Source organism: Enterococcus sp. S22(2020) (assembly GCF_020295385.1).
Taxonomy (GTDB): domain Bacteria; phylum Bacillota; class Bacilli; order Lactobacillales; family Enterococcaceae; genus Enterococcus_L; species Enterococcus_L dunnyi.
On sequence record NZ_JACFUD010000001.1, the window covers coordinates 573244 to 595809 of the forward strand.

The window sequence follows — 22566 nt, forward strand, 5'->3', positions numbered from 1 at the left end:
TTCCTCCAATATATGTGTTTTTATTTATGGTAACTCGGATAATATCCAAGTCATCACCGTTTGGTATTGTCCTGGTTTCGTTGTATTCGAACCAGGCATAAAAAAGTTTATTGCATTGTTCTTATATATTTGTTTGTTCTCATAAGTCACATCCAACACTGGTTTACCAGCTTCGTCTTTCAACGGTGTCAATGTTGACTGGAGACCTGCTTCGTTTTCGTCTGAAGCACCAAACTCAATCGCCCAAGTCCCATAGCCCTGATTTTTTCCAGCAGTTGCTAGGTTATAGGTCGTACCCACTTTATCTAGCTTAATAACATCTGTTTGTAAACTTGGGGCATACTGTTTATCCATTGTAGAATTTGCCCAAGCTTTATCTAATGAAATGTAAGCACCTTTCAATGTATCATTTGTATTTGAAGTAAAGGCAGTCTCTTGGCGGACTTGAATCGTCCATCCATCTCCAGTTGCTCTACTATCAGTTACTTGAATATAGTTTCCCCGCGCATTTGTGTCTCCATGAAAAAGCTGCGCATTAACAGGATAAACCTGATCCTTTTGTGAAAGCTTATTTCGTCCAAAATTCAATTTTGGAACAAAATCGATGCGTAAATATCCGTCCGTCGATGGGCTCGGTCCTGGATCAACCGGCTTCTTAGGGTCCTCAGGATCAATCACTTGAGGTGGTTCCAATGAAGCTTCAAATTGAATACTTCCATTTCCTGATAAAGACTCAGATTCCGCTTTTACCTGTTGCCCTAATATGAGAGAAGAAAAAGACACTAGAATACTAAGTAGAATCACTTTTTTTCTCATTTTTCATCTTCCTCCTTCGTCTTACGTTTTTTCAAAACAAAGAAAAGGAATACCGCAACTGCTAATATACATCCACTTAAAATCAAAGACCGTTGAACTACTTCACCTGTACTAGGAAATCTGCCTTTTGGTTTTTCAACTTGTGGCTCAGTTGACGGTTGCGTCGGTTTTGGCTCTGATTTATCCGTATAAAACTCGATAACTGCATCTTGGCCAACTTGACCACTTTCAGCAGCTAATCCCTGTAAGGGGTCAACTGAAAAGATCACACCAACAACAATAGGAAGAATACAGACTAAAATATTTTTTAACTTCATCTCACATTTCTCCTCCTTGTTTATGGTGCATTCGTCAATTCCCAAGTAATACTTGCAGTATAACTACCAGATGCCTTCACAGAGCCTATATCTGTCTGTAGTTTCAAGCCATCTCCACTAGCAGACCAAGTACTATTGACCTTGTACGGCTTTTCATCTGTATTTGTGTGTCCTGCAACCTCTTCTGCTCCAGCATTGAGTACGATTTCTTTTCCTTTGTAGACATAACGCAATGCTCCTGGAATCGTATCTTTACCATTATTTAATGGGGTATCAAGTTTTGCTGTCAGAACCCAAGGTTTACGGTTTGCACGACTATCCTGAATGGCTAAATCACGATCCATTGACTCAGGTTCATTTATTCGCTGCTTCGTTGGTTTTACAATATGCGTTCCAAACTCAATTCTATCGGGAGCTGATGCAATGAAAATAATCCCTTTGAATTGATAGGTTACCTCTGATCCTCCTGTAACGATAGGAACGATTTCAGGATTCGGCCTTGTTTCAAGTACATAATTCTTTCCTTGAACTTCTGCAATAGCGTTTAATACCTCTTGTTCTTTAGTTAAATCAACAGTTGTACCAATATTACGTTTGAATGTTATTGGCGTATGCAAAGAGTTATTTACTTCATCTACAAAATTAACAACTAGATTAGCTTCACTCGGAATCACATGGATAGTCACAGATTTTGAAATAGAGCCACTCTCAGTATCAAAAGAATACGTTACAGGAATATCCATAGGTACATCTTCTGGTACTACAGCTTGTAATCTGGTGAAGTAATCTGCAGGTGTTGCTTTTATAGATGATATTTCGCCTTTTGTATTAATTGCAAATGCATGACTGTAGTCATTTTCAAAAACCTTTTGACTCTCTACATTGGCTATATCCAACACTCGAATTGTGACATCTTGTGCGAAAATAGCATTTTGACGATCTGTTGCAACGGTAGATCCATCTTTGACTACAATAATATTGACCTCTTTTGCCATTGTATTGGTTGGGTTCACTGTTGCAGTTCCAGCCATATAGTTTATTGGTGTTATTCTAGAGTACTGATTTTCATCTAAAGGTTTTCTCAAACTTTCCAGTAAAGTATCAGTGATTGTAGACGTCAAGAATGGGCGTCCTGCTACTTTTGTATAGCTATTAACGTCTGCTTCGGTTAACAATCGTGATGCTTCTGTTTCAGTCAAAATAACGTTTCTTGCTTCTAGCTCTACTTTATTAGAATATTTTACATCTACTTCATAGCTATAATCACCATCTTTAGATGACCAGTCGACTGGACTCGAATCCGGTTGTTCTCCAATCACTTCATCTGTTGAACCGATTTTGCTCGATTTTATAGTCGTATTGTACAACCAAGATCCTGAATTTTCTTCCGGTGTAAAGGTTAGTGTTGGCAAAATCCCTGTACCCCTTGGAATGATTAAACGTCCTTTTTGAACTTTAACTCCGTTTTGTTCCGTTCCCCAAACTGATAACGTTAACGGTAAATTGTCTCTCTTCACTTCTTTCACGTTATGTTCGATGAATCCCTTCCCATCAACGATTGGATCAGTGATAGTATAGTCTATAACAGAACCCGGAATCATAATCCCGTAACCACTACCATTTTTACCAGTGACATCATTGTCACCAATAAAGGTCTTACCAGTTGATTTTTCTATTCCTTTAAAGTTAAATGGTGAAATTACCAACGCATTTGCAACAACTGGATTGATTGTCAGAACTTGAAATGCCTTGCTTTTCCCAAAATAGGTTCCATCACTATCTATCATTTTCGTAGCATCACTAGTATTTTTAATCCAAGTCAACCGATCATTATCCGAATCAACAAACTCGATATCACTAATATTGATAATCCCTGTTCCTTGACCAGATTCTAGGGTACTTTCACCTTCAATCGTCACTTTTCCAGCTGATATAAAGTTAGTTGCTCCTAGTACCCCTAAACCAGAATTATTCTTCAAATGAATATTCCCAAATTCATTGTACGTAGTGCTATGATTCGAAGCTAATGCATTCCCACCATTTTTAATATTTCCAGTTGTACCGGAAGCAGTTATTACTGTTCCATTGTCAACAGTAATTTCATTGAAGTTGATAATACCAATTCCACTAACCAAAATTGGTTCATCTTGGAAAATATTCGACTCAGCTCCTATAACTGGGACACCAATATTAAACTCAACTGATTTACCTTTAGCTAAACTTGCCTTTGCTCTGGTATTATTCAAATAATCTGTTTGATTTCCACCAGAGATCCCTCCTAACGACTTCACTCTTTGAATATTGACAGTTACATCTCTAATTAACGCATCAGCAGCAATATTACTGTATTGCGTCGCATAAAGGGTACCGATAGTTGAACCTGGAGCATCAATGTTTATATTGAGTTTTCCATTTGTGGTATCACTACTAGCCGTTCCTCCATCACCATAAACTACAGCACCATTCAGAATATCTTTTCCATTATCATTTGCGTAGATATTTAATGTCATGGTAGCTTCTTCGCCACCTTTTAGCTTAGAAACGCCACCAGCATTGTATGGTCGTCCTGCACTAACAAAAGTATTTGTAGGGAAAATAAAGGTACTAGCATATTTCGTTCGAAGATCTAGTGTTAATTCTGTACTTCCAAAGATAGTTCCTTGATTGGTTGCTCCTCCTGAAAAGCCTTGATTTCCTTTTAAAGGAGTACCAGAAAAGTCACCACCATATATCAACATTTTCGTATTTCCAAAAACTCTATGATTTGTATCCAAACCATATGTTCCACCCATAGAAGCATTAATTACACCATCTTTAACTGTGACTGTAGGATTGCCATAAATACGGTTATCCCACCAGCCTCCGCCTGATAAGAACCAGTCTATTTGACCACCATTCACAGTAGCATTAGGATTGCCATATCTTCTTAAATCGGTGTATCCAGAACCTTCTAATGTAGAAACAATTCCACCATTGAGAGTGATAGACGAATTTCCTTGATAAACACCAGAAAATCCTCCACCATATGTCCAACGAGCCAGTACATTATTCAATACTACGCTAGTATCACCATCAATAAATATTTCTGATGCATTTACGGTATTAGAACCTCCACCACCAACAATATCAAAAGGACCATTGGATTCAGTTCTTGAAGTAGTATGACTATAAGGAATTCCACCTTCTGACATGGCCAAATTATAATTTGCTGCACTCAAAGAACCGGAATACACAAAACCTTCTCCACCGGTATGACCATCTTCATTCAAAGTACCCACTGTTACAGAGGTATTACCACGAATATAGCCTGCCCAACCTGCAGCTCTAGTATATGCAACATTATCACCACCGTACGAGACAGAGCCCCCTAAAATATCGGTATGAATGTCTCCATATATTCTGAAAGTTGCAGCTGCCTCTGCTTTTGCTGTTCGTTCCTCTTTGGTTAACAGGTCATAAGAGAAATCCTGATCATTATTTGCATTGATGCCTGAGGAACCGATTGCTGTAGCTGATAACCGATCCACAGTTTCACTTCCGCCACCATTTACCTGATTGAAAGATCCTTTATTAAATTGACCAGCACGAATTGTATTAGTAATTTTTCCTTTTATAACTCCATTTTTTTTGTTGGCTCCTGAAAAATCGCCTCTTCCAGAAGTATATTTACTAATATCGACATGACTAGTAATAGCATTTGCTGTTGAAGCACTCCCAATATTTCCTGAATTAGAACCACCATAAAAATTAGAAGATGTATTATAATACGATCCATAACCTTGTAATGTGTTTGATATGCTACCACTCACATCACCATAATTAATGCCACCTATAAATTCTGAAAGAACCATTTTGGTTTGTGCATTTTTGTTATCAATCACATTTGTAACATTTCCTACTACATTAGATGGTTTCGCAGCGGTTCCTTCTCCACCACCGTAGTAAGAGGTTAAACGTCCACCCAAATCATTAATTTTTACATTAACATTTCCATTAATAGTCCCTGATTTTGCTCCACCCGAGATTGTATCAATAGCACCAGAAGTATTATTAAAGACAAGGTTCGTATCGCCAGTTAGAGCACCGCTACTACTATTTCCACCATAAAAATTCCATGTTGTTCCAGAACCAGTAGAGTTAACTGTGATGGTTGGTGAACCTACGATGTCTGTTGTATCTGATCCACCATAAATACTAAATCCGTTTCCATATGATCCACCATTTAAAGACAAATCATGGCCATTCATATACAGATTTGTTCCACGATAATCAACATTACGGAAAACAACATTTGAACCCATATAAGCACTTGTTGCAAATGTTATATATTTGGCTCCTGTAGGTAATTTTGTCTCATTGTTAATTGGATCAGTAGCAAGTGCAGTTAGAACCAATGTTTTTACTTTACCTTCTAATGCAGAGAATGACATATTCGTTGCACTAGGTGCACCAGTCAAAGCTTTTGCATCTGCACCAGATAAGTTTGCAATACTTGTTCCAATATACATTGCGTAATCTGAGTTATTACCATATTGATACAAATCATACAAAGCCGATTTCAATCCTGCCGCTGTAGATGGGTATTCTTTATTTTTCCCGCTACCACCAGGCGCAGGAACAACAACTAAACTAGTAGTACTCGTTCCACTTAGCTCTCCTGAAATCGATGTATCCACTACTCCTTCAGCATTTACTGCTTGGCTAGTGACAAAGGTGATTAGAAAAATCCCCATAAACACTAGCAAGGATTTCAATGCTTTCATTTTTTGGCCTCCTTTATTCTTTAGTGTGTTACTAAACATTCATCCCCCCTTTCAATCATATTACCAACTCACTCTGTGACCATATAACCTCTCGAGCGAACTGTTTTGATATATTGGGAGTCATTCTTTAGTTTTTTTCTTATATGAAAAATAATATTACTGACTCTATACTTCACCGTTTTTTCTTCTTCATAAGAGTTATCCCATACAATTTGATAAATTTCTCGATGTGTTAACGCTGTTCCACAATTCTGATTCAAAGCTGAAACAACTTGATATTCCAACCTAGTCAATGGTATCTCGTCACCAGAATTGATAATGATACTTTGGTTTTCTGGTAGTAATACAACTGACCGATCACTTTCCAAAACTTGCTCTGTTCTATTTTTTCTATTTTTTCTATTTTTTCTCGAACGATTCAATATATTTCGTATTTGCTGGACAGCGATTATCTGCTCATCTTTAGCCCCTACAACACCGTCTGCTCCTAAATCAAAATAAAGATACTTTTGCTTTTCTAAGTCGATGTTTGAAAATACCCAAATGAAAGCATTACTATTACGTCTAATTTTCATAATAAGCTCACACGTATTGAAAAGATCATCCATTTCTGATTCTTCTATAATAAAAACATCAGTGAAATTATTTGATAAGTCGATTTTTTCAAATTCTTTTTCTTTAGAAAATATATCTATATTAAAATCCATAGACTTGAATTCAGTTATATATTTTTTATTTGCACCACAATCATTTGATATAATCGCAACGTTGAACATACTGCTTCCCTCCATAAAGTTTATTATCATAAATTTTTTCTCACTGACTTATTTCTTTTTTTATAAATCTGCAATGTGCTGAGTATTATGTACAAGATGGAAGAACTTATCATTTTCATTTTTTCTTCTATCTTGTTATTATCTTTTTAAGAAAAGTCATTATGATTTTTTCCTCATTGTTTCACAATGCAGAAAAACGATCTATATCCCTTTGTTCATAGGGATTTCGAATGCTTTAGACTGCTACAATGACGGCTTATAGTACAAATAAAAAATGTGAATGAGATAAAAGTTGACTTTCATCTCATTCACATTTTTTTATCCCATATAATTTAACATCTTATCTATTGTTTCCATTGCCTCTTGTCTTTTTTCAAACATGGAATCTGTATATGTATCTAACGTCATCTTAGTTGATTGATGTCCTAAAAGTCGACTTAAACTTGCAATATCTATTCCTTTTTCCAAACACCTAGTAGCAAATGTATGTCTTAAAATATGGAAATGAACATTTTCGATCTCAGCTTCTTTGATGAGTTTTTTAAACCGATAATTAATTAACCGAGGCTCCGCTGCATCCCCTTTACGATTAGAAATTACATATTCAGAATTTGAGGAGAAACGTTTTTCAAGTAAGTATTTCTTTAAATTTTCTGCAATCGGTATTATTCTTTCCGATTCAGGAGACTTAGGTGTACCAGAAATCATCTTAGTTTTTGCATTAGGATTTTCTTCGTCTAATACTCTGTAGAATGTTCTTTTGACAGATAATTGATTCATTTCAAAATCGATATCCGACCATTTTAATCCACTGATTTCTCCGATTCTCATCCCTGTATATAAAGCAATAATAACAGGGGAACATTCTCTGCTTTGAAAAGCTCTAAGTTCCAATTTCTGCTGTTGAACAGTGCTTAAAGCTCTAACCTTACTTCTTTTAAATTTTGGTAAAATAATATTATCACACGGATTTTGTTCCAAAAAATTTTGATTTACAGCCTCACGAAAACTTTTCTTGAGAATATTGAAGATATTTCGTATTGTTCCAGAAGATAGATTTTTGTCAACGAGATAATCAATAAAATGCTGGATATTTAAGCGTGTAATCGTATGTAATCGGTAGGCCCCCATAGTTGGTATAATATGTTTGTTTATAAGACGGTAATAGTTATAAAATGTAGTATTTTTGATTGATCTTCTCATATATGTGTCCATCCAATAACTCAACCAATCACCATAAGTCCCATAATATGTGTTGACACTCGCTGGTGCAATTATCACCTTAGCTTTGATAATCAATAATTTCTCTTTAACCTCAGTGTATTTCTTTCCATAAACATACCCATAAATAATTCTACGATTTTCATCTCTCTTTTTTATATAACGTCCTTCCCATCGTCCATCTTTTCTTTTATAAATATTTTCACCTTTTTTCGTCATTTTTTTGATCACATCTCTTTCACATAAATTTTGACGATTTTTTTGACGGCTAATAAAAAATATGCCATTTTAAGCTTAAAAAGTTGTTTTTTAGCCAAAATCCAATATTTTTTTCAAATGAAATTAAAAAAAATATTGACTTTTCTATCTTTTTTTTATAGTATTAATCCAGTAAAATATTAATACATAAAAAAATGTACATTTTTCTGCATTGTGAAACAATGCAGAAATTTCTTTTTAACTTGAATCTTTTTATAGATTAACAAATAAGGCTTTTAATTTTTTATCAAATCGTGTTTGTTTTTTTTGCATAGATTGACCTTTTATTCAAAAGAGATGAGCTATAACTGAAAAAGTTATAGCTCATCTCTTTTAAAAACTGAATAAACAAAGCTAAAAAAGCTTGTGCTATGAATATCCATTTCATTTTCTAATTATCTACAAAAAAAGCATTTGATTTTGCTAAATAAAATGGACGTAAATAAGCTACTGTATTTGATAATGGTAATACTTCATCAGCAAGTTCAATATTTAATTCATTTTTTATATATGCTCTTCTAGCTATGATACGTTTCCATAGTTCTGGGTACTGCTTTTCTATTGTTTGTTGAAGCTTGACATCTGCAATCGCAATACACTCTTCTGCACTAACTCCTGTATAGCCTTTGATGGAAGGAATGATATCGATTTGGAAGATCATTCCACTCTTGATCGTTTCTCTTGAATCAGCATAAATTGGCGAAGACATCCATTCTTCATCTGAAACTAAGTGGCCCGGATTTAAATGCCAGTGATACTTTTCTTTAGGAAAAACAGCTTCAATTTTATCATATAATGCGCGTCCTTCCATTCCGATCTTGATCTCTTCTAACCAATATACAACAGCATTATAGTAAGGTTTTGCTACTCGTTCCAGATAATCTCTTTGATTCGTTGGGAGCTGATCTTGTGTTTCGACAACAAAACCTGTGCGACTTGACAAGCCACCCTTAAAGGCCGTCGTCATCGATAGTGGATCACCTAATTGGACTTTTTTATGTGTAGGATACACATTTGCTTTTTCAAAACGCTGGCCTGTCGCCGCGATCGTTACCACTGTATTTGTCTGACCTTCTGCCGTCAGACATGCACCAAGTTCAGCCTCCGTTACACCAACATCTACTGCGTTCATCGCATTCAAAATACACGAAGAGGCTAAATTTGCTCCATATTCATAATGAGCGATTTCATTGGCATTATTGATCGTACGTACACCGGCATCTCCGCCGATAAATAGATGAGCTGCATTGACTACTTCACTATTTTCTGTTAAACAATTCAACAACGCTGACACAATAAAATATGGAATATCAAAGAATCCTTTAGGATCATGAAGTGTTGTAGTAAACATTTTCCAACCAACTAGCCCGATCTTTTGTTGATCAGCCAGACCGATTTCCTTAAAGATATCTTCTAAATCAGCATCATTATCCATAGGTTGGTTCGGCAATGAAAAAAGTGGACTATGCTTTAGTGTCACTTCAATACGGGAAACTGCCGCCATCTTTAGATTTTCATTTCCTAAAATGACTGTACTTTTTCCTGAAGCCTCAACCACTAACAGCCCTTCTTCAAAGCGGGGAATAAAACCTGTCAAGTACTCAAAATTTCCGCCGTGTTCTTTATCTGCATAAATGACGACCGCATCAAAATTTGATTTTTTCATTTCTTTCAGCAATTTTTCTTTCCGCTCATTGAGCGTATCATTTGTTAAAAAAACAGGTGCGACATGTTCAAAGAGCGTCGGCTCTTTTACTTGCCCAAGTACAATTTTTTTGTCCATCTTTTTTTGCTCCTTTTCATTCTGCTATTATGACTACCTCGACATCATTTTCCTCTAACTTCTGCATAAAGGCTTTCTCCAAAGGCTCGTCTGTGACCAATATATCTATATCAGCTAACGAACAAATCTTGAAAAAACCAGTAGTATTTATTTTTGTATGATCCGCAAGAGCAATGACTTTTTGACCTTGCGCAATCATTTGGCGTTTGACCAGCCCTTCTTCTTCTGTGTGGATAAAAAGACCTTCTTTAGAAATAGCAAAAACGCCTAAGATCGTATAATCGACCTGATATTCTTCGATTTTCTTTACAGTTTCAGCGCCATATAAAAAAAGTTGTTGTTTATGAAGTTTGCCCGGCAGTATGCTGATTTGAGTTTTATCATATTTCGCTAAAAGCGTCGCATGGGTCAATGAATTAGTAATTGCGTACATTGTCTGATTGCTCAACTCTCTGATGACCGCTTCAACTGTCGTCGAGGAATCGAATAACACACTTGTATTATCTTTAATGAGCATTGCTGCTTTTTGCGCGATCTTTTCTTTGATTATGGTGAATTTACTTGAGCGCTCTTCATAATTCAAGATCAACGCCTCACGATTGGCAGCTATTGCGCCACCATGCGTTCTGCGAATAACATTTTGTTGTTCTAATTTGATCAAATCTCTTCTGATCGTGTCTTTTGACACATGAAGTTTGTCCGCTAACTGTTCAATCGTCGCACTTTTATGTTCATCAATGTGTTCTTTGATTTTCACTAGCCGTTCTTCCATCAGCATTATCATCACTTCCTTTATTTAAAGGTAACACCAAATGCATTGTTTTGCAATAACATATTAAATTTAATAAAAAAAATGCAAATAAATGCATTTTGTGTCTTTTTTAACGTTTGATGCCAATCATAAAATGTATCACTTATCTAGTATTATAAATAAATAATAGTCATACATTCATTTCTCTAAGAAAATTAAATTATACTTAAAATTATGAGAATTGATTAATAACCCTTTACTTTATGATCTATCTGTCTAATAATGTAATCAAGCTATTATTCATAAAATAGTAGCTAGAAAAAGGAGGAATTTTTTATGAAATTTTTTAAAGGTATCGTAGCAGCAAGTTTAGCAATGAGTTTTTGTGCAGCAAGTTTAGGAACAGCAGTACATTCTGTCGACGCAGCAACTGTTGTTGAGTCAAACTACGCGAAAACAATCACTCTATTTAACAAAGCAGATCTATTAGAGTACACTGGTTTGTCTTTGACAAGTAAAAATGTAACTGAGGTATACAACGAATTGAAAAAGGCTGATACATGGGAAGCTGCAGGCTATAGTGCTTCTGAGGCAAGTGTGATCGCTCGTGATTTTGGTTTGTACTATTCTAAGTCGATCAACCTTTTGAAAAAAATGACTTATCAAGATGACTTGCATTTAAAAGTGATCTTAATTAAAAAAGGCTATGTAAAAGCTGAGTTTGGTTTACAATCTTACTATGTTGGTGAAACACCAGAAGTGACGGAAACGCCAGAGGTTCCTGAAACACCTGAGGAACCAGAAACCCCAGAAACACCTGAAGCTCCTGAACAGTCTGATTTGAAAAAGCTTGAAATAGAAGTAGATTACAAAAATGGTCAAGAAGTTGAGCTACAATACGAAGTAAAATCTAATGGAACAGTGAAAGCACAATATCAGGACAAATCAAAGAAAATTCAATTGCAAGGCAGCGCAGCACAAACAAAGATCGAAGGAATCATTGCAGGCTTGGATTTGAAAACAGCTAGTCAAAAAGAAGTAACTACTCATATCTTAAACAAACTAGGAAATGGTTCAAACTACAAACAATTCCAATTCCAAGGACAATTCAATGATAATACAAAAGTAAAATTTAAATTAAAATAGTCAGTCGATGATATTGAGCCCTGGACAAAACTTAAAGACAGTTTTGTCCAGGGCTTTTATTCCGAATAAACACCGAGATAAAAGCAACTTCTTCTTATTTCTCGAAGCTAGACACTTTTGTCTCAGCTTCATTATATATGCTACAATAAAAGATATCACTCAGTTCTGGAGGTATGACATATGAACGCTCACGATATTTTACATTTTTGGTTCGAAGAAACTGAACCCAGCCAGTGGTTCAAAAAGGATTTGGCTTTTGATGCGTTGATCAAAGAACGGTTTTCTGCTATTCACGAACAGGTAGCTCGAGGAGAAAAATCAGACTGGCGAAAAACCATTCACGGGCGTTTAGCTGAAATCATTGTTTTAGATCAGTTTTCCCGCAATTTGTTTAGAGAGCAGCCTCAATCTTTTGCTTATGACGGAATGGCGCTTGTTTTAGCTCAAGAAGCAATGGCTTCAGGAAAACTAGATAAGTTGACTACTCAAGAACGCAGTTTTCTCTATATGCCTTTGATGCATTCTGAGTCTTTGGTGATTCATGAAGAAGCAGTCAAACGCTTTGCAGAAAAAGGAATGGAACAAAATCTTGATTTTGAACAGAAACACCGTGACATTTTAGTCCGATTTGGTCGCTATCCGCATCGAAACGCCATTTTAGGTAGAACTTCTACGGCAGAAGAGATCGCCTTTTTAAAAGAACCAGGCTCGTCATTCTAGCAAATAACAAGACACTGAACGTAAAATACGTCAGTGTCTTGTTGATTATTCTGCTGTTAAAGCCGCCATTGTAATGTAGTTATAGGGCTGATTAAAATGCGGCAAAAAGAAAATATCTAATAATTTTAATTCATCGATCGTTACATTTTGCTCGATCGCTAATGAAAATAAATGGATCCCCATTGAGATCTCTGCACGTGAACACATTTGTGCTCCGATGATCCTACGTGAGCTTTTTTCATAGACAATTCGGATTTTCACTTGAGCGTTATCAGCCATAAATCCGGGTTTTTGCAAATCTTCATAATCTGTATGCAATACGTCGATTCCATTTTTTTTCGCAGCCTCTACTGAAAGTCCTGTTGACACCATATTCAGTCCAAATATCGAGATCCCGTTTGAGCCTTGAACACCTGAAGAAGCAAGCTTGGTTCCGCCAATATTATGGCCTGCAACTAAGCCTGTTCTGACAGCATTTGTTGCCAATGCAATATAGCTGATCTTCTTAAGTGCGTTTGAATAGATCGTGGCACAGTCTCCAACAGCATACACAGAAGGATCACTCGTTTGTTGATATTCATCTACTACGTAAGCGCCATTATGAAATAACTCTAAATGCTCTTTTCCAAGTTCATTGTTTGGCAAAAAACCGATCGCATTGATCACTAGGTCAACGTTGTAGCATCCTTTATTCGTTACGATCGCTTCAACAGCCTTCCTTCCTCTGTATTCTTTTGCTAACTCACCAAAATGCAGCTCAATGCCATTCTCTGACAAATTTTTATCCATTTTATCGGTAAATTCTCTGTCATAGTAGCTAGGAAGTGAACGTTCAGTTCCGTCAAAAAGTAGAACGTGCTTCCCTCTGCGTTTTGCCGCCTCAGCAATCTCTACACCAATATAACCGGCACCGATCACCGCAACTGTTTTGATATTTGGTTCTGACATTCGTTTATCTACTGCCTGACCATCTTGGAATCGTTTTAAAAAATGGATATTTTCTAAATCAGCTCCTGGAATATTTGGTGCGATCGGTTTAGAACCTGTCGCTAAAATCAGCGTATCATAACTTTCACAAAAACGTTCTCCTGTACTGGACTGACATTGAATGTTCTTTTGTTGAAAATCGATTTGCGCTACCGTTGTTTCGGTATAGATTTTAGCTCCTTTCGCTTCAAAGTCTTCTTTCTTTGTATAAAATAGACCTTCATAAGAATCGATTTGTCGACCGACCCAAAGCGCTGTGCCGCAGCCTAAATAGCTAAGATTAGAATTTTTTTCGATCATCATTACTTCTTGGTTTGGGTACTGATCCAGCAATGTATTTGCCGCTGCGATTCCTGCATGGTTTGAACCAATGATCACTGTTTTATTCATTTTTTCCTCCCTTTCCCGTTACTGCTAAATAAAAAGGTGAGGCACGATTGACTTCTATGCTTCACCTTTTCAACTTTATGGATTATGCTTCTGTCGGTAAAATGTTTTCTACTTCTGAATGCGGACGCGGAATCACGTGAACAGATAATAGCTCACCAACACGCTGAGCAGCGGCAGCACCAGCATCAGTCGCCGCTTTAACAGCACCTACATCTCCACGTACCATCACTGTCACGATTCCGCCACCAACTAATTCTTTTCCTACTAGTGAAACATTTGCAGCTTTGACCATTGCATCGGCCGCCTCAATAGAACCAATTAGTCCTTTTGTTTCGATCATTCCTAAAGCATCAGATTTCATTATAATTTCCTCCTAAAGATATATATTAATTTTTTTGGATAACAATCATTGCGCCAGGTTTTACCCCAAGAGCATTTGCTTCTTCTGTATCGATATGACACTCTAAGCCAGAATTTTCAACCGCTCGAATAATAACATTGCTCAGTGTTCCGCCACGCTCGCCAATAAAGGCGATCGTTACAGCTTCACCATCACGTACACCTAAACGCTCAGCATCAGTCGGCAGCATATGGATGTGACGCTTTGCTACAACAACACCTTCGGTCAATTCAACTGAACCATGCGGTCCAATCAATGTGATGCCAGCCGTTCCAGCTAAGTCACCAGACAAGCGCAAAGGAGCTTTGACACCAACTTTGAACGAATCACTTTGTAAAATTTCGACTTGCGTCTGTTTTCTGACCGGTCCTAAAATTCGGACATTTTCGATCATCCCCTTAGGACCGCAGATCATTAGTGTCTCTTTACACGCATACTGCCCTGGCTGAGATAGGTCTTTTAATTTGGTCAATTGGTATCCTTGACCAAATAGTTTATCCACGTCTTTTTGCGATAAATGGATATGGCGGTTGGAAATCCCTACAGGAATTGCATTGCTGTTAGAGGTTGTTTCTTTTAGTCCGCCTTCTGCCAGTTTCTCTAGTATTAGGCCCAATAACTCTTCATAATTATTCATTGATTCAGCTCATTTCTTTATTGATTCATCCCAGCCAACACTTGACGAACAACTTTTGCTAATGTTTCTAGATCATCATTAGCTATCTGACTTCCTCCAGTCACCTTTGTATCCGGTACAGAAACTGTTGGACAAGTCTGATCATCAATTGTTTTTTCAAAGGTAAAGGTTGGATCGTTTTCAATCAAAGTAGTGACATCTTTTAAGCCGTACGCTACTTTTTTGATATTTAATAGGTGTTTCGGTCCAACATTTTCTGAGACTGAACTACCGCCAAATGTTCCACAACCTAAGGTAAAGGATATCGGCAAGCCAGTGCTGATCCCTGTACCGCCTTGACTGCCGCCAGTATTGACTAAGATTCTTGAAGCCGGTTTTGCTGCAAATTTCATCACGATATCACGGTCATTCGTATGGATACTCATGGTATGTCCAATACCATTTTGTAATAGCTCGATACTCAAGTGACAAGCTTCTTCCCAGTCATTGACCACATAAAATGCCAATACCGTTGTCAGTTTCTCAAAAGATAACGGATAGCCGGCACCTACGCCGTCTTGTGCACCGATCAAAACTTTTGTATCCACTGGAATTGTTATTCCAGCTGCTTCAGCAATCACATCGGCAGAACGTCCGACAAATTTAGCATTCATTGCATATCCATTTTTGAATAACAGCTGACAAACCTTATCTGTTTCCTCTTTAGACATAAAATAGCCGCCCTGAGCTTTTAGTTCGCGAATAACTGCTTCTTTATTGCTTTCTTCACAAATGATCGATTGCTCAGAGGCACAAATCGTTCCATTGTCAAAAGTTTTTGATGCCATGATTTTTGCGACAGCGCTTTTTACATCAGCTGTTCGTTCAATATATGCCGGCGAATTTCCCGCACCTACACCTAAAGCAGGCTTGCCAGAACTGTACGCTGCTTTGACCATACCTGGACCGCCAGTGGCAATGATCAAACTTACCTCTGGAGCATGTAGTAATTCATTGGTTCCAGCCATTGTTGGAATCGCTGAACAGCTGATGATCCCTTCTGGTGCACCAGCAGCAACAGCTGCACGATTCAACATTTCTGCTGTTTTTTTCGTACACTCAAGAGCCGCTGGATGCGGAGAAAAGACGATCGCATTTCTTGATTTGATTGCGATCATTGCTTTAAAGATCACAGTAGATGTTGGATTGGTTGAAGGGATGATCCCCAAAACTAAACCAACAGGCTCAGCAACATCAAAGGTCCCTTTAGCTGGATCTTCGGCAACAATGCCGACTGTCTTTTCATTTTTGATTTCTTCATAAAGCAAGGTTGATGCCGCATGATTTTTATAGGTTTTGTCTAATACTTTCCCAAAACCAGTTTCTTTTACCGCCCGCTCTGCCAAACAAGCTGCGTGCTTGCTTGCCGTTTCTTTCATATTACATAAAATTTTATCGATTTGTTCTTCCGAGAAAGTCGCGATTTGTTCTGCAGCGATTTGACCTTTGCGGGCTAAATCACGCGCTTCTTGGACAGAACGTAAATCTTTGTCAAAAGTTTCCATTCCTGATCCTCTATTCATTTGTTATTAAAAAGTCAATCAACGCTGCAATCAGTGTTTCTTTACTGGTGCGGTAGATTTCTTTTTTGGCAATGCTAAAGTTGGTTTGCTCTTTCGCTAATTTTCTTAAATCAACGACTTTCATTTGACTAAGCTCTTGTAACAGCGCTTCTTTTTTATCGACTTCATTTGTTTCTATGTCATAAGCTTCTACGATAGGTTCTGCCTCAATGACTTCGATCACATCGACAGTTTCAGTGATCGGCTCTTCGATCATTTTCGTTTGGATAAACTGTTCAGGAGCAATTTCCGGACGGGCAATCACATGCGTACCCGCTAACAAACCTGATCCTAAACGCTCCACACTTGCTGCAGCTGCTTGAACAGCTGTAGTAACTGCCGCTACATCCCCTGTGATCAGCACAGTGTTCAACCCGCCACCGACTTTATTTTTACCTAGAAGTTGTACTTCTGATGATTTAAGCATGACATCAGCTGCTTCGATCATCGCAAGTAAGCCTCTTGTCTCAATCATTCCGATCGCTTGATTCATTCTTTACCAACACCTTTCGATTTTCCACAGAACATCGTGACCTTGTTTGGTGTAGACCAGCTGACCGCTTGATTCTCTGGAATGAAAATCGTATCCCCTTTAGTTGCTGTAAAAGTTGCTCCGCCGATCGTCAATTGAAGTTCGCCTTCAATGATGTAGTTGAATGACTCCAACGTTTGATCATCATAAAAGCAACTATCTTGTATTTCCATGATTCCGCAACTGAATCGACTTTCCGCTGGTGTGATCAATTCTTGATAGCGAATTTTGGGATCATCTAGATTCAAAGGACTAAGCTTTACAGTAGAACCTTTGATGATCTTCAATCCACTGCTATGTTTTTCATATGCAAAAGGAACGTCTGAAAAACTATCGATTCCAGCATCATTTAATAATTGCCTTAATAAGGAGACCAATCCTTCTTTAGAAATCGTTTCACAGACAGCTGGATTCATCGTTCTTACAGGTTCTTTTTGAACTTGGAATACAATGTTGTACTCTTCTGCTAGATCTTTTGCAGAAGGTGTAATAATTGTTTGTTTTGTTACTGTCAGACACTGTTTTCCCTCTTTATAAAGGGTTTCGATATCTTCTGCACAAATTAATTTTTTCATTTTGCCACACTCTCTTTTATACAGACTCACAACTTTCATCAATGATCCCGACAACAGCTGCATCGATCGGAATCAGGTCATCTTCCAGCATCCGTCTGGCAGCTGATCCTGTAGCGATAATCACGCGATCACCGATCCCGGCACCGATCACGTCGCAGACTACCATCCGTTCGCCATCTCTAGAACCACCAGTGACTTGCGCCAGCATCAACTTTAAGCCATTTAATTTTTCTGATTTGCGCGTAGCCCAAATATTATCCATCAAGGTTGCAGTTACCATTGGCCATTCTTCTCTCTTCGTTTGATTTCTTCGATTGCAGCTGTGACCGAAGCGGTATCGCCAAAAATTGCTAACAAGATCATATTCTGCGGACAGCTGCCCCGAATATCTTCGATCGTTACACCGACTGCTTTTTCAGCAACATCTGTGGCACAAATCATCTCGATCAATTTTCCTTGCACTAATCCGACTGCATCTGGCGTACCTAATTCTTCCTTTGAGCCCTTTCGGCGATTTAAAATCGCTAATGTATTTTCCCCTGGTGATTTGATAATGCGGCAATCCATGACCTTACCTCCTACTTTAATACTTGATCTGTACAACTTAAGGCAATTCCCAAGGGTGTTGCAAACATCGGATTGATTGGCTTGAATGTTGGGATGCCTGTCGTTTTTTCTATGATTGTTTCAATATTTTTCAAACAAGCTGTACCGCCAACCAGATAAATACCGTTGACAGTAAACCCGGAGGTTTGCTGTATAATGATCGATGAAATTTTTTCGATCACTGGTTTTAGGACTGGCAATAACTCATCATGGTGTTTAACTTCTCGCTTATACTGCTCAGCTTCGTCAAAGGAAAATTTATATGCACCGGCCAAAACTAAAGATAGATGAGTACCACCAGTCGCCTCGTCTGCAACTTTGACCACTTTTCCTGCTTCGATGATCGAAATACCTGTTGTTCCTCCGCCAATATCAACAACCGCTCCGTCAGCTATTTTCAGCAATTGATTGGCTGCTGTCGGCTCGTCCAGCAAGTTGGTCAGTTCAAAACCTGCACTTTGAACAACGTTTTTGATTGCACCACCATCTAATTCATCCGTTCCAGGAGGCAACGAAGCCGCTGCATAGACTAGTTCTGTTTTCAGTTGTTGTTCCAGCTCTGCTTTTAGCTCACTGACGATTTCAACTGCGCCAATGTAATCAACCACCATGCCATCTCGAACAACATCGGCATAGCGATACGCTCCCGCAACAGGCTGATACTGTTCATCTAAGACTGCTAATACAATACATGCTGTTCCTAAATCAACTCCTGTATAGTAAACGTTCGAAGGATGTTTTTTTGGTTTTTGGATCACTTTTTCAAAATCGGCAATAAATTGATTGCATTTCTTTAGCATTTGTTTATTCATCGGCATCCCCTACTAGTTGTTTGACTAACACACTAAGTTCTTGAGCAACAGCTGTTAGCCCAGATTCGTATTGTGGATTTTCAGTTGAAATCAGAGTAATGAGGCCATAGATTTTCTTAAGTTTGATCAACAACAGACCTTGTTCACTAAAAATGTGAATAGCGTCAAATTGAAATAATGATGCTTTCACTGGTTCTATTGATTCTTCTGAGCCTAAACAGTCATTAGAAAAAAAGGTCATGATTTTTTTTTGTAATACGAGTAACTTTTGTCCTAGTATTATTTGCTTTTCCTTAGCTAAAATAGCAGCTTCAAGTAATTCTGCAGAAAGAATCTCCTGGTAGGCGATCAAACTAGACCGTGTCTCTCTCTCTTTTTTTTCTTTTGCTGACTGTTTGTTTGTAAGAACCAATTCGATTCGTTTATCCTGCAAAAATTGCTTTGCTCCTGGTGTTAAGCGTTCCGTTTCTGTCAATGTCATATGTGTAAAAGGCTCCTTGCGGAAATGGGTTCGTAATTCACTTTCAGTAATAAAGTGCATCAATAACCACCTCTTAACAGCCTCTGATAAATCGATTCTAGTTCTGCTTTTTTCGGTGTTCTTGGGTTAGTCAATGTACATTTATCTTCTAAAGCTTTCTCAGCCATTTCAGGAATCGCCGTAATAAATTCTTCTGGATCGATCCCGTATTCATTGATGGTCTTAGGAATGCCCATTTGTTTAAACTGACGCTGAATCCCTGTATTCATCGCATGAACAGTTGCCTTTGAGGTCCCGGCTTTAAAGCCTAAAAGCTCCGCTATATTTTTATATCTCAGTAACTGCGGAATTTCTTTTTCTATCTCTAGACCGGCATTGTAACTGATCACATGAGGCAATAACATCGCATTCGCTCGACCATGCGGAATATGGAAACGACCGCCTAGAGCATGTGCTAAGCTATGACAAATTCCTAAAGAAGCTTCGCTGAATGCGATTCCAGCTAGGCATGAAGCATTGTGGATTTTTTCGCGCAGCATACTATTTTCGCCATCATTAAAAACTGAAACCAAGTCATTCCAAATGATTTTCATTGCTTTTTCAGCACAAGCATCGGTAAAGTCAGTAGCATTTGTTGAAGCTAAAGCTTCCATACAATGAGTAAAAACATCGATCCCTGTATCTGCTGTGACATTTTTGGGAACACTCATCGTTAACAGGGGATCTAATATTGCATAATCAGGAATCATCTGATCATCGACCAAAGCATATTTACTTTGTACAATAGGATCAGATATCACTGCAAAAGCGGTCACTTCACTACCCGTACCACTCGTTGTAGGAATACAGATCAACTGAACGGAGCTTTCTTTTTCAGCTGTGATATACATTTGTCGAATCACTTTTGCTGCATCCATCGCTGAGCCGCCGCCTAAAGCAATCATTCCATCAGGTTTGGACTTGATTGCTGCAATCAGCCCTTTCGTTACGACATCAATCGTTGGATCTGGAATGATTTCAGAAAAAATACTATAGCCAATCTTTTTTTCTTTCAGCAGCTTTCCAATTTTTTCAGCAGATCCATTTTGTTCCATAAATGGATCACAGATGATCAAGACTTTCTTTAAAGATAGTGCTTGTAGTTCTGCTAAGCTTCCTGCTCCTGTAATGATTTTGGTCGGCATTTTAAATTGATTAAACAAAAAATAGCCTCCTTTCTTACTTATTTCATGTTCAAATACTTTTCAACGGTTAATAAATCGTTTTTATCAGTCAAATCAACTTGAATATGTCTTCTTTTGATCCCTATTTCTTTTAATGATCGCTGTGCTTTTAGTACTCTTTCTTCGGAGTAATCGCTAGTTTTATAAGTAATGACACCCGCTATCGGTATTCTAAAAACTTGAGCAAAATTAGGTGGATAACTTTTTTTCATGCTCTGAATAGGTAATAGAAACAAGGCTTGATGAGCTTCTTGCTGCAATGCAATGATATGTTTATGCATCCAAGGACTCTCAAGATACTGACTTGGAACAATGATCGTTTTTTTGGTATAAAGTAGATTAGCAACTTTCCGAATCGGCTTGTCTGTTTGCTCGATCGCCTGGGCAATGATACGACTGCCGCTTCCCTTTGGGCCTACGATCAACAAACGTTTATTCATGTCTTTGTGACCTGAACAACTTCATAATCCAGCCGTTCTTTTAAAATAGTCACGACAGCCCCTAAAGCTACTTCTACACTTTGAACATCGCCCGTCAACAACACTGAACCAGTAAAGCGATCAAGGAAACCGACTGTTACGTCTGCACTTTTTCCAGCGATATCCGCAGCGATGATCGCTGTCTCAAACGGAGAAATGGTTAAGATACCGATTGCTCCCGTGTCTTCGACGCCTAGTGACTCATAGACTTCTGTGATCGGCGAAGCAATGACGTGAGCCAAGGTCACTTGCTTTCCTGGAACAGATTCTTCTATCACCCGCTGTGCATTACTTTCCAGCATCAGATCGCTTCCTTTCTCACTTTTCTAATGACGAACCACTTTCACCGGAAAATCATAGTCTTTGATCCAGCGTTCGATTTGATCCAGTTCAGGATCTGTCAACGAAGGATCTCCAGCAACAGGATATTCCATACCGAGTTGTCCGTATTTATTCACCCCTAATTTATGATAAGGTAACAAATCGATCCCATGAAAATTAGGATAATCTTTATACGGCAGTAAAAATTCGATGATCGCCTGAATTTCTTGTTGGCTGTCATTGATCATTTTCAGCATCGGCATCCGAATTTGTACGTCATGCCCCAGTTCTAAAACTTCTTTTAAATTTGCCAAAATTTTTTCATTACTGATTCCAGTCAATTCATTGTGTCGGACAGGGTCCATATGTTTTAAATCAAACAAGAAAAGATCTACATATTCAGCGATTTTGAGCAATCGTTCCATTCTAGAATGTCCACAGGTTTCAATTGCTGTATTGATCCCATCCGCTTTACAAGCTTGTAGTAATGCAAGCGCTGCTTCTGGCTGAGCAGTACATTCACCTCCGCTAAGTGTCACACCGCCACCGGATTGTTCATAAAATTCATCATCTTCATGAACGATTTCCATGACTTCTGAAATCGATTTGATTTCACCTGTAATGTTCAAGGCTGCCATTGGACAGACATCTGAACAAGCGCGGCAACCTGTGCAGGCGATATCCCGATTCACTTGATGATCGCCATTTTCATCCATATAATGAATCCCCACTGGACACACATCGACGCATGCTCGACAGTCACTACAAACACTTTCTTTATACATTACTTCAAACTTGCGCTCCAAACCTTCTGGATTCGCACACCACTGACAACGCAGTGGACAGCCTTTAAAAAATACGATCGTTCTAATGCCAGGACCGTCGTATAAGCTATATTTTTGTACATTAAAAATCATGACTTGTCTCTCTATTGTTTCCGTGCTTGGGTCATTCATTTTTCATCCTCCAGA

At 38.1% G+C, this 22566-nt stretch carries 23 protein-coding genes; 2 read left to right on the plus strand and 21 right to left on the minus strand.

Features of this window, described 5'->3' with window-relative positions; translation table 11 throughout:
- Nucleotides 1-24: 24 nt before the first annotated feature.
- From H3T55_RS02655 to H3T55_RS02685, 7 genes are all read right to left on the minus strand, one after another.
- A complete protein-coding gene (locus H3T55_RS02655; RefSeq protein WP_225532819.1) occupies nucleotides 25-816 on the minus strand; it encodes a WxL domain-containing protein in 792 nt (263 codons plus the stop codon).
- Nucleotides 813-1133: an LPXTG cell wall anchor domain-containing protein gene (locus H3T55_RS02660; protein WP_225532818.1), complete on the minus strand. Its 321-nt coding sequence runs from the start codon at nucleotides 1131-1133 to the stop codon at nucleotides 813-815. The genes H3T55_RS02655 and H3T55_RS02660 overlap by 4 nt, the downstream gene beginning before the upstream one ends.
- A 20-nt stretch (nucleotides 1134-1153) precedes the next feature.
- Entirely contained in the window at nucleotides 1154-5896 is a 4743-nt protein-coding gene (locus tag H3T55_RS02665) for a beta strand repeat-containing protein (protein ID WP_225532817.1), read from the minus strand.
- Nucleotides 5897-5964: 68 nt separating this feature from the next.
- Nucleotides 5965-6672 carry a winged helix-turn-helix domain-containing protein gene (locus tag H3T55_RS02670; RefSeq protein ID WP_225532816.1) on the minus strand — a complete coding sequence of 236 codons (708 nt, stop codon included), beginning with the start codon at nucleotides 6670-6672 and terminating at the stop codon, nucleotides 5965-5967.
- Nucleotides 6673-6990: 318 nt separating this feature from the next.
- A complete protein-coding gene (locus H3T55_RS02675; protein WP_225532815.1) occupies nucleotides 6991-8112 on the minus strand; it encodes a tyrosine-type recombinase/integrase in 1122 nt (373 codons plus the stop codon).
- Nucleotides 8113-8542: 430 nt separating this feature from the next.
- On the minus strand, nucleotides 8543-9934 hold the full coding sequence (locus H3T55_RS02680; RefSeq protein ID WP_225532814.1) for a M24 family metallopeptidase: 1392 nt from the start codon (nucleotides 9932-9934) through the stop codon (nucleotides 8543-8545).
- Nucleotides 9935-9950: 16 nt separating this feature from the next.
- Entirely contained in the window at nucleotides 9951-10712 is a 762-nt protein-coding gene (locus tag H3T55_RS02685) for a DeoR/GlpR family DNA-binding transcription regulator (RefSeq protein WP_225532813.1), read from the minus strand.
- Between the two features lie 309 nt (nucleotides 10713-11021).
- Between H3T55_RS02685 and H3T55_RS02690 the strand changes: the two genes are divergently transcribed.
- Complete coding sequence (locus H3T55_RS02690) at nucleotides 11022-11831, plus strand: YusW family protein (RefSeq protein WP_225532812.1); 810 nt, start codon at nucleotides 11022-11024, stop codon at nucleotides 11829-11831.
- Nucleotides 11832-12011: 180 nt separating this feature from the next.
- A complete protein-coding gene (locus H3T55_RS02695) occupies nucleotides 12012-12551 on the plus strand; it encodes a DUF924 family protein (RefSeq protein ID WP_225532811.1) in 540 nt (179 codons plus the stop codon).
- A gap of 45 nt (nucleotides 12552-12596) precedes the next feature.
- On the opposite strand, the gene nox is transcribed toward H3T55_RS02695, so the two are convergent.
- The 14 genes from nox to cutD all read right to left on the minus strand — a co-directional run bounded on the left by nox (nucleotide 12597) and on the right by cutD (nucleotide 22551).
- Nucleotides 12597-13928 carry a H2O-forming NADH oxidase gene (gene nox, locus H3T55_RS02700; RefSeq protein ID WP_225532810.1) on the minus strand — a complete coding sequence of 444 codons (1332 nt, stop codon included), beginning with the start codon at nucleotides 13926-13928 and terminating at the stop codon, nucleotides 12597-12599.
- 82 nt (nucleotides 13929-14010) lie between these two features.
- The gene (gene eutM, locus H3T55_RS02705; RefSeq protein WP_069662185.1) at nucleotides 14011-14289 is read right to left on the minus strand and encodes an ethanolamine utilization microcompartment protein EutM; all 279 of its coding nucleotides are present in this window, start codon (nucleotides 14287-14289) and stop codon (nucleotides 14011-14013) included.
- Nucleotides 14290-14314: 25 nt separating this feature from the next.
- Nucleotides 14315-14965, minus strand: a complete 651-nt coding sequence (locus tag H3T55_RS02710) for a phosphate propanoyltransferase (protein WP_225532809.1) — start codon at nucleotides 14963-14965, stop codon at nucleotides 14315-14317.
- 17 nt (nucleotides 14966-14982) lie between these two features.
- Entirely contained in the window at nucleotides 14983-16509 is a 1527-nt protein-coding gene (locus H3T55_RS02715; RefSeq protein WP_225532808.1) for an acetaldehyde dehydrogenase (acetylating), read from the minus strand.
- 10 nt (nucleotides 16510-16519) lie between these two features.
- Nucleotides 16520-17059 carry a BMC domain-containing protein gene (locus H3T55_RS02720; protein WP_225532807.1) on the minus strand — a complete coding sequence of 180 codons (540 nt, stop codon included), beginning with the start codon at nucleotides 17057-17059 and terminating at the stop codon, nucleotides 16520-16522.
- Entirely contained in the window at nucleotides 17056-17673 is a 618-nt protein-coding gene (locus H3T55_RS02725; protein ID WP_225532806.1) for a cupin domain-containing protein, read from the minus strand. The genes H3T55_RS02720 and H3T55_RS02725 overlap by 4 nt, the downstream gene beginning before the upstream one ends.
- A gap of 16 nt (nucleotides 17674-17689) precedes the next feature.
- Complete coding sequence (locus H3T55_RS02730; protein WP_087639304.1) at nucleotides 17690-17953, minus strand: EutN/CcmL family microcompartment protein; 264 nt, start codon at nucleotides 17951-17953, stop codon at nucleotides 17690-17692.
- Nucleotides 17947-18240, minus strand: coding sequence for a BMC domain-containing protein (locus tag H3T55_RS02735; RefSeq protein WP_087639303.1), 294 nt, complete (start codon nucleotides 18238-18240; stop codon nucleotides 17947-17949). The genes H3T55_RS02730 and H3T55_RS02735 overlap by 7 nt, the downstream gene beginning before the upstream one ends.
- Nucleotides 18241-18251: 11 nt before the next feature.
- On the minus strand, nucleotides 18252-19091 hold the full coding sequence (gene eutJ, locus H3T55_RS02740; RefSeq protein ID WP_225532805.1) for an ethanolamine utilization protein EutJ: 840 nt from the start codon (nucleotides 19089-19091) through the stop codon (nucleotides 18252-18254).
- Entirely contained in the window at nucleotides 19084-19632 is a 549-nt protein-coding gene (locus tag H3T55_RS02745) for a hypothetical protein (RefSeq protein WP_225532804.1), read from the minus strand. Before H3T55_RS02745 ends, eutJ begins: the two co-directional genes overlap by 8 nt.
- Nucleotides 19632-20774, minus strand: a complete 1143-nt coding sequence (locus H3T55_RS02750) for a 1-propanol dehydrogenase PduQ (RefSeq protein WP_225532803.1) — start codon at nucleotides 20772-20774, stop codon at nucleotides 19632-19634. The genes H3T55_RS02745 and H3T55_RS02750 overlap by 1 nt, the downstream gene beginning before the upstream one ends.
- 20 nt (nucleotides 20775-20794) lie before the next feature.
- Complete coding sequence (locus H3T55_RS02755; RefSeq protein ID WP_225532802.1) at nucleotides 20795-21235, minus strand: EutP/PduV family microcompartment system protein; 441 nt, start codon at nucleotides 21233-21235, stop codon at nucleotides 20795-20797.
- Nucleotides 21232-21576 carry a BMC domain-containing protein gene (locus H3T55_RS02760; protein ID WP_088271441.1) on the minus strand — a complete coding sequence of 115 codons (345 nt, stop codon included), beginning with the start codon at nucleotides 21574-21576 and terminating at the stop codon, nucleotides 21232-21234. Before H3T55_RS02760 ends, H3T55_RS02755 begins: the two co-directional genes overlap by 4 nt.
- A gap of 24 nt (nucleotides 21577-21600) precedes the next feature.
- Nucleotides 21601-22551, minus strand: a complete 951-nt coding sequence (gene cutD / locus H3T55_RS02765) for a choline TMA-lyase-activating enzyme (protein ID WP_225532801.1) — start codon at nucleotides 22549-22551, stop codon at nucleotides 21601-21603.
- Nucleotides 22552-22566: the final 15 nt, after the last annotated feature.

Bases quoted from the DNA above. Each gene is read 5' to 3' on its own strand.
- H3T55_RS02655 (WP_225532819.1), bottom strand. From the start codon at position 816: ATGAGAAAAAAAGTGATTCTACTTAGTATTCTAGTGTCTTTTTCTTCT.
- H3T55_RS02660 (WP_225532818.1), bottom strand. From the start codon at position 1,133: ATGAAGTTAAAAAATATTTTAGTCTGTATTCTTCCTATTGTTGTTGGT.
- H3T55_RS02665 (WP_225532817.1), bottom strand. From the start codon at position 5,896: ATGAAAGCATTGAAATCCTTGCTAGTGTTTATGGGGATTTTTCTAATC.
- H3T55_RS02670 (WP_225532816.1), bottom strand. From the start codon at position 6,672: ATGTTCAACGTTGCGATTATATCAAATGATTGTGGTGCAAATAAAAAA.
- H3T55_RS02675 (WP_225532815.1), bottom strand. From the start codon at position 8,112: ATGACGAAAAAAGGTGAAAATATTTATAAAAGAAAAGATGGACGATGG.
- H3T55_RS02680 (WP_225532814.1), bottom strand. From the start codon at position 9,934: ATGGACAAAAAAATTGTACTTGGGCAAGTAAAAGAGCCGACGCTCTTT.
- H3T55_RS02685 (WP_225532813.1), bottom strand. From the start codon at position 10,712: ATGCTGATGGAAGAACGGCTAGTGAAAATCAAAGAACACATTGATGAA.
- H3T55_RS02690 (WP_225532812.1), top strand. From the start codon at position 11,022: ATGAAATTTTTTAAAGGTATCGTAGCAGCAAGTTTAGCAATGAGTTTT.
- H3T55_RS02695 (WP_225532811.1), top strand. From the start codon at position 12,012: ATGAACGCTCACGATATTTTACATTTTTGGTTCGAAGAAACTGAACCC.
- nox (WP_225532810.1), bottom strand. From the start codon at position 13,928: ATGAATAAAACAGTGATCATTGGTTCAAACCATGCAGGAATCGCAGCG.
- eutM (WP_069662185.1), bottom strand. From the start codon at position 14,289: ATGAAATCTGATGCTTTAGGAATGATCGAAACAAAAGGACTAATTGGT.
- H3T55_RS02710 (WP_225532809.1), bottom strand. From the start codon at position 14,965: ATGAATAATTATGAAGAGTTATTGGGCCTAATACTAGAGAAACTGGCA.
- H3T55_RS02715 (WP_225532808.1), bottom strand. From the start codon at position 16,509: ATGGAAACTTTTGACAAAGATTTACGTTCTGTCCAAGAAGCGCGTGAT.
- H3T55_RS02720 (WP_225532807.1), bottom strand. From the start codon at position 17,059: ATGAATCAAGCGATCGGAATGATTGAGACAAGAGGCTTACTTGCGATG.
- H3T55_RS02725 (WP_225532806.1), bottom strand. From the start codon at position 17,673: ATGAAAAAATTAATTTGTGCAGAAGATATCGAAACCCTTTATAAAGAG.
- H3T55_RS02730 (WP_087639304.1), bottom strand. From the start codon at position 17,953: ATGGTAACTGCAACCTTGATGGATAATATTTGGGCTACGCGCAAATCA.
- H3T55_RS02735 (WP_087639303.1), bottom strand. From the start codon at position 18,240: ATGGATTGCCGCATTATCAAATCACCAGGGGAAAATACATTAGCGATT.
- eutJ (WP_225532805.1), bottom strand. From the start codon at position 19,091: ATGAATAAACAAATGCTAAAGAAATGCAATCAATTTATTGCCGATTTT.
- H3T55_RS02745 (WP_225532804.1), bottom strand. From the start codon at position 19,632: ATGCACTTTATTACTGAAAGTGAATTACGAACCCATTTCCGCAAGGAG.
- H3T55_RS02755 (WP_225532802.1), bottom strand. From the start codon at position 21,235: ATGAATAAACGTTTGTTGATCGTAGGCCCAAAGGGAAGCGGCAGTCGT.
- H3T55_RS02760 (WP_088271441.1), bottom strand. From the start codon at position 21,576: ATGCTGGAAAGTAATGCACAGCGGGTGATAGAAGAATCTGTTCCAGGA.
- cutD (WP_225532801.1), bottom strand. From the start codon at position 22,551: ATGAATGACCCAAGCACGGAAACAATAGAGAGACAAGTCATGATTTTT.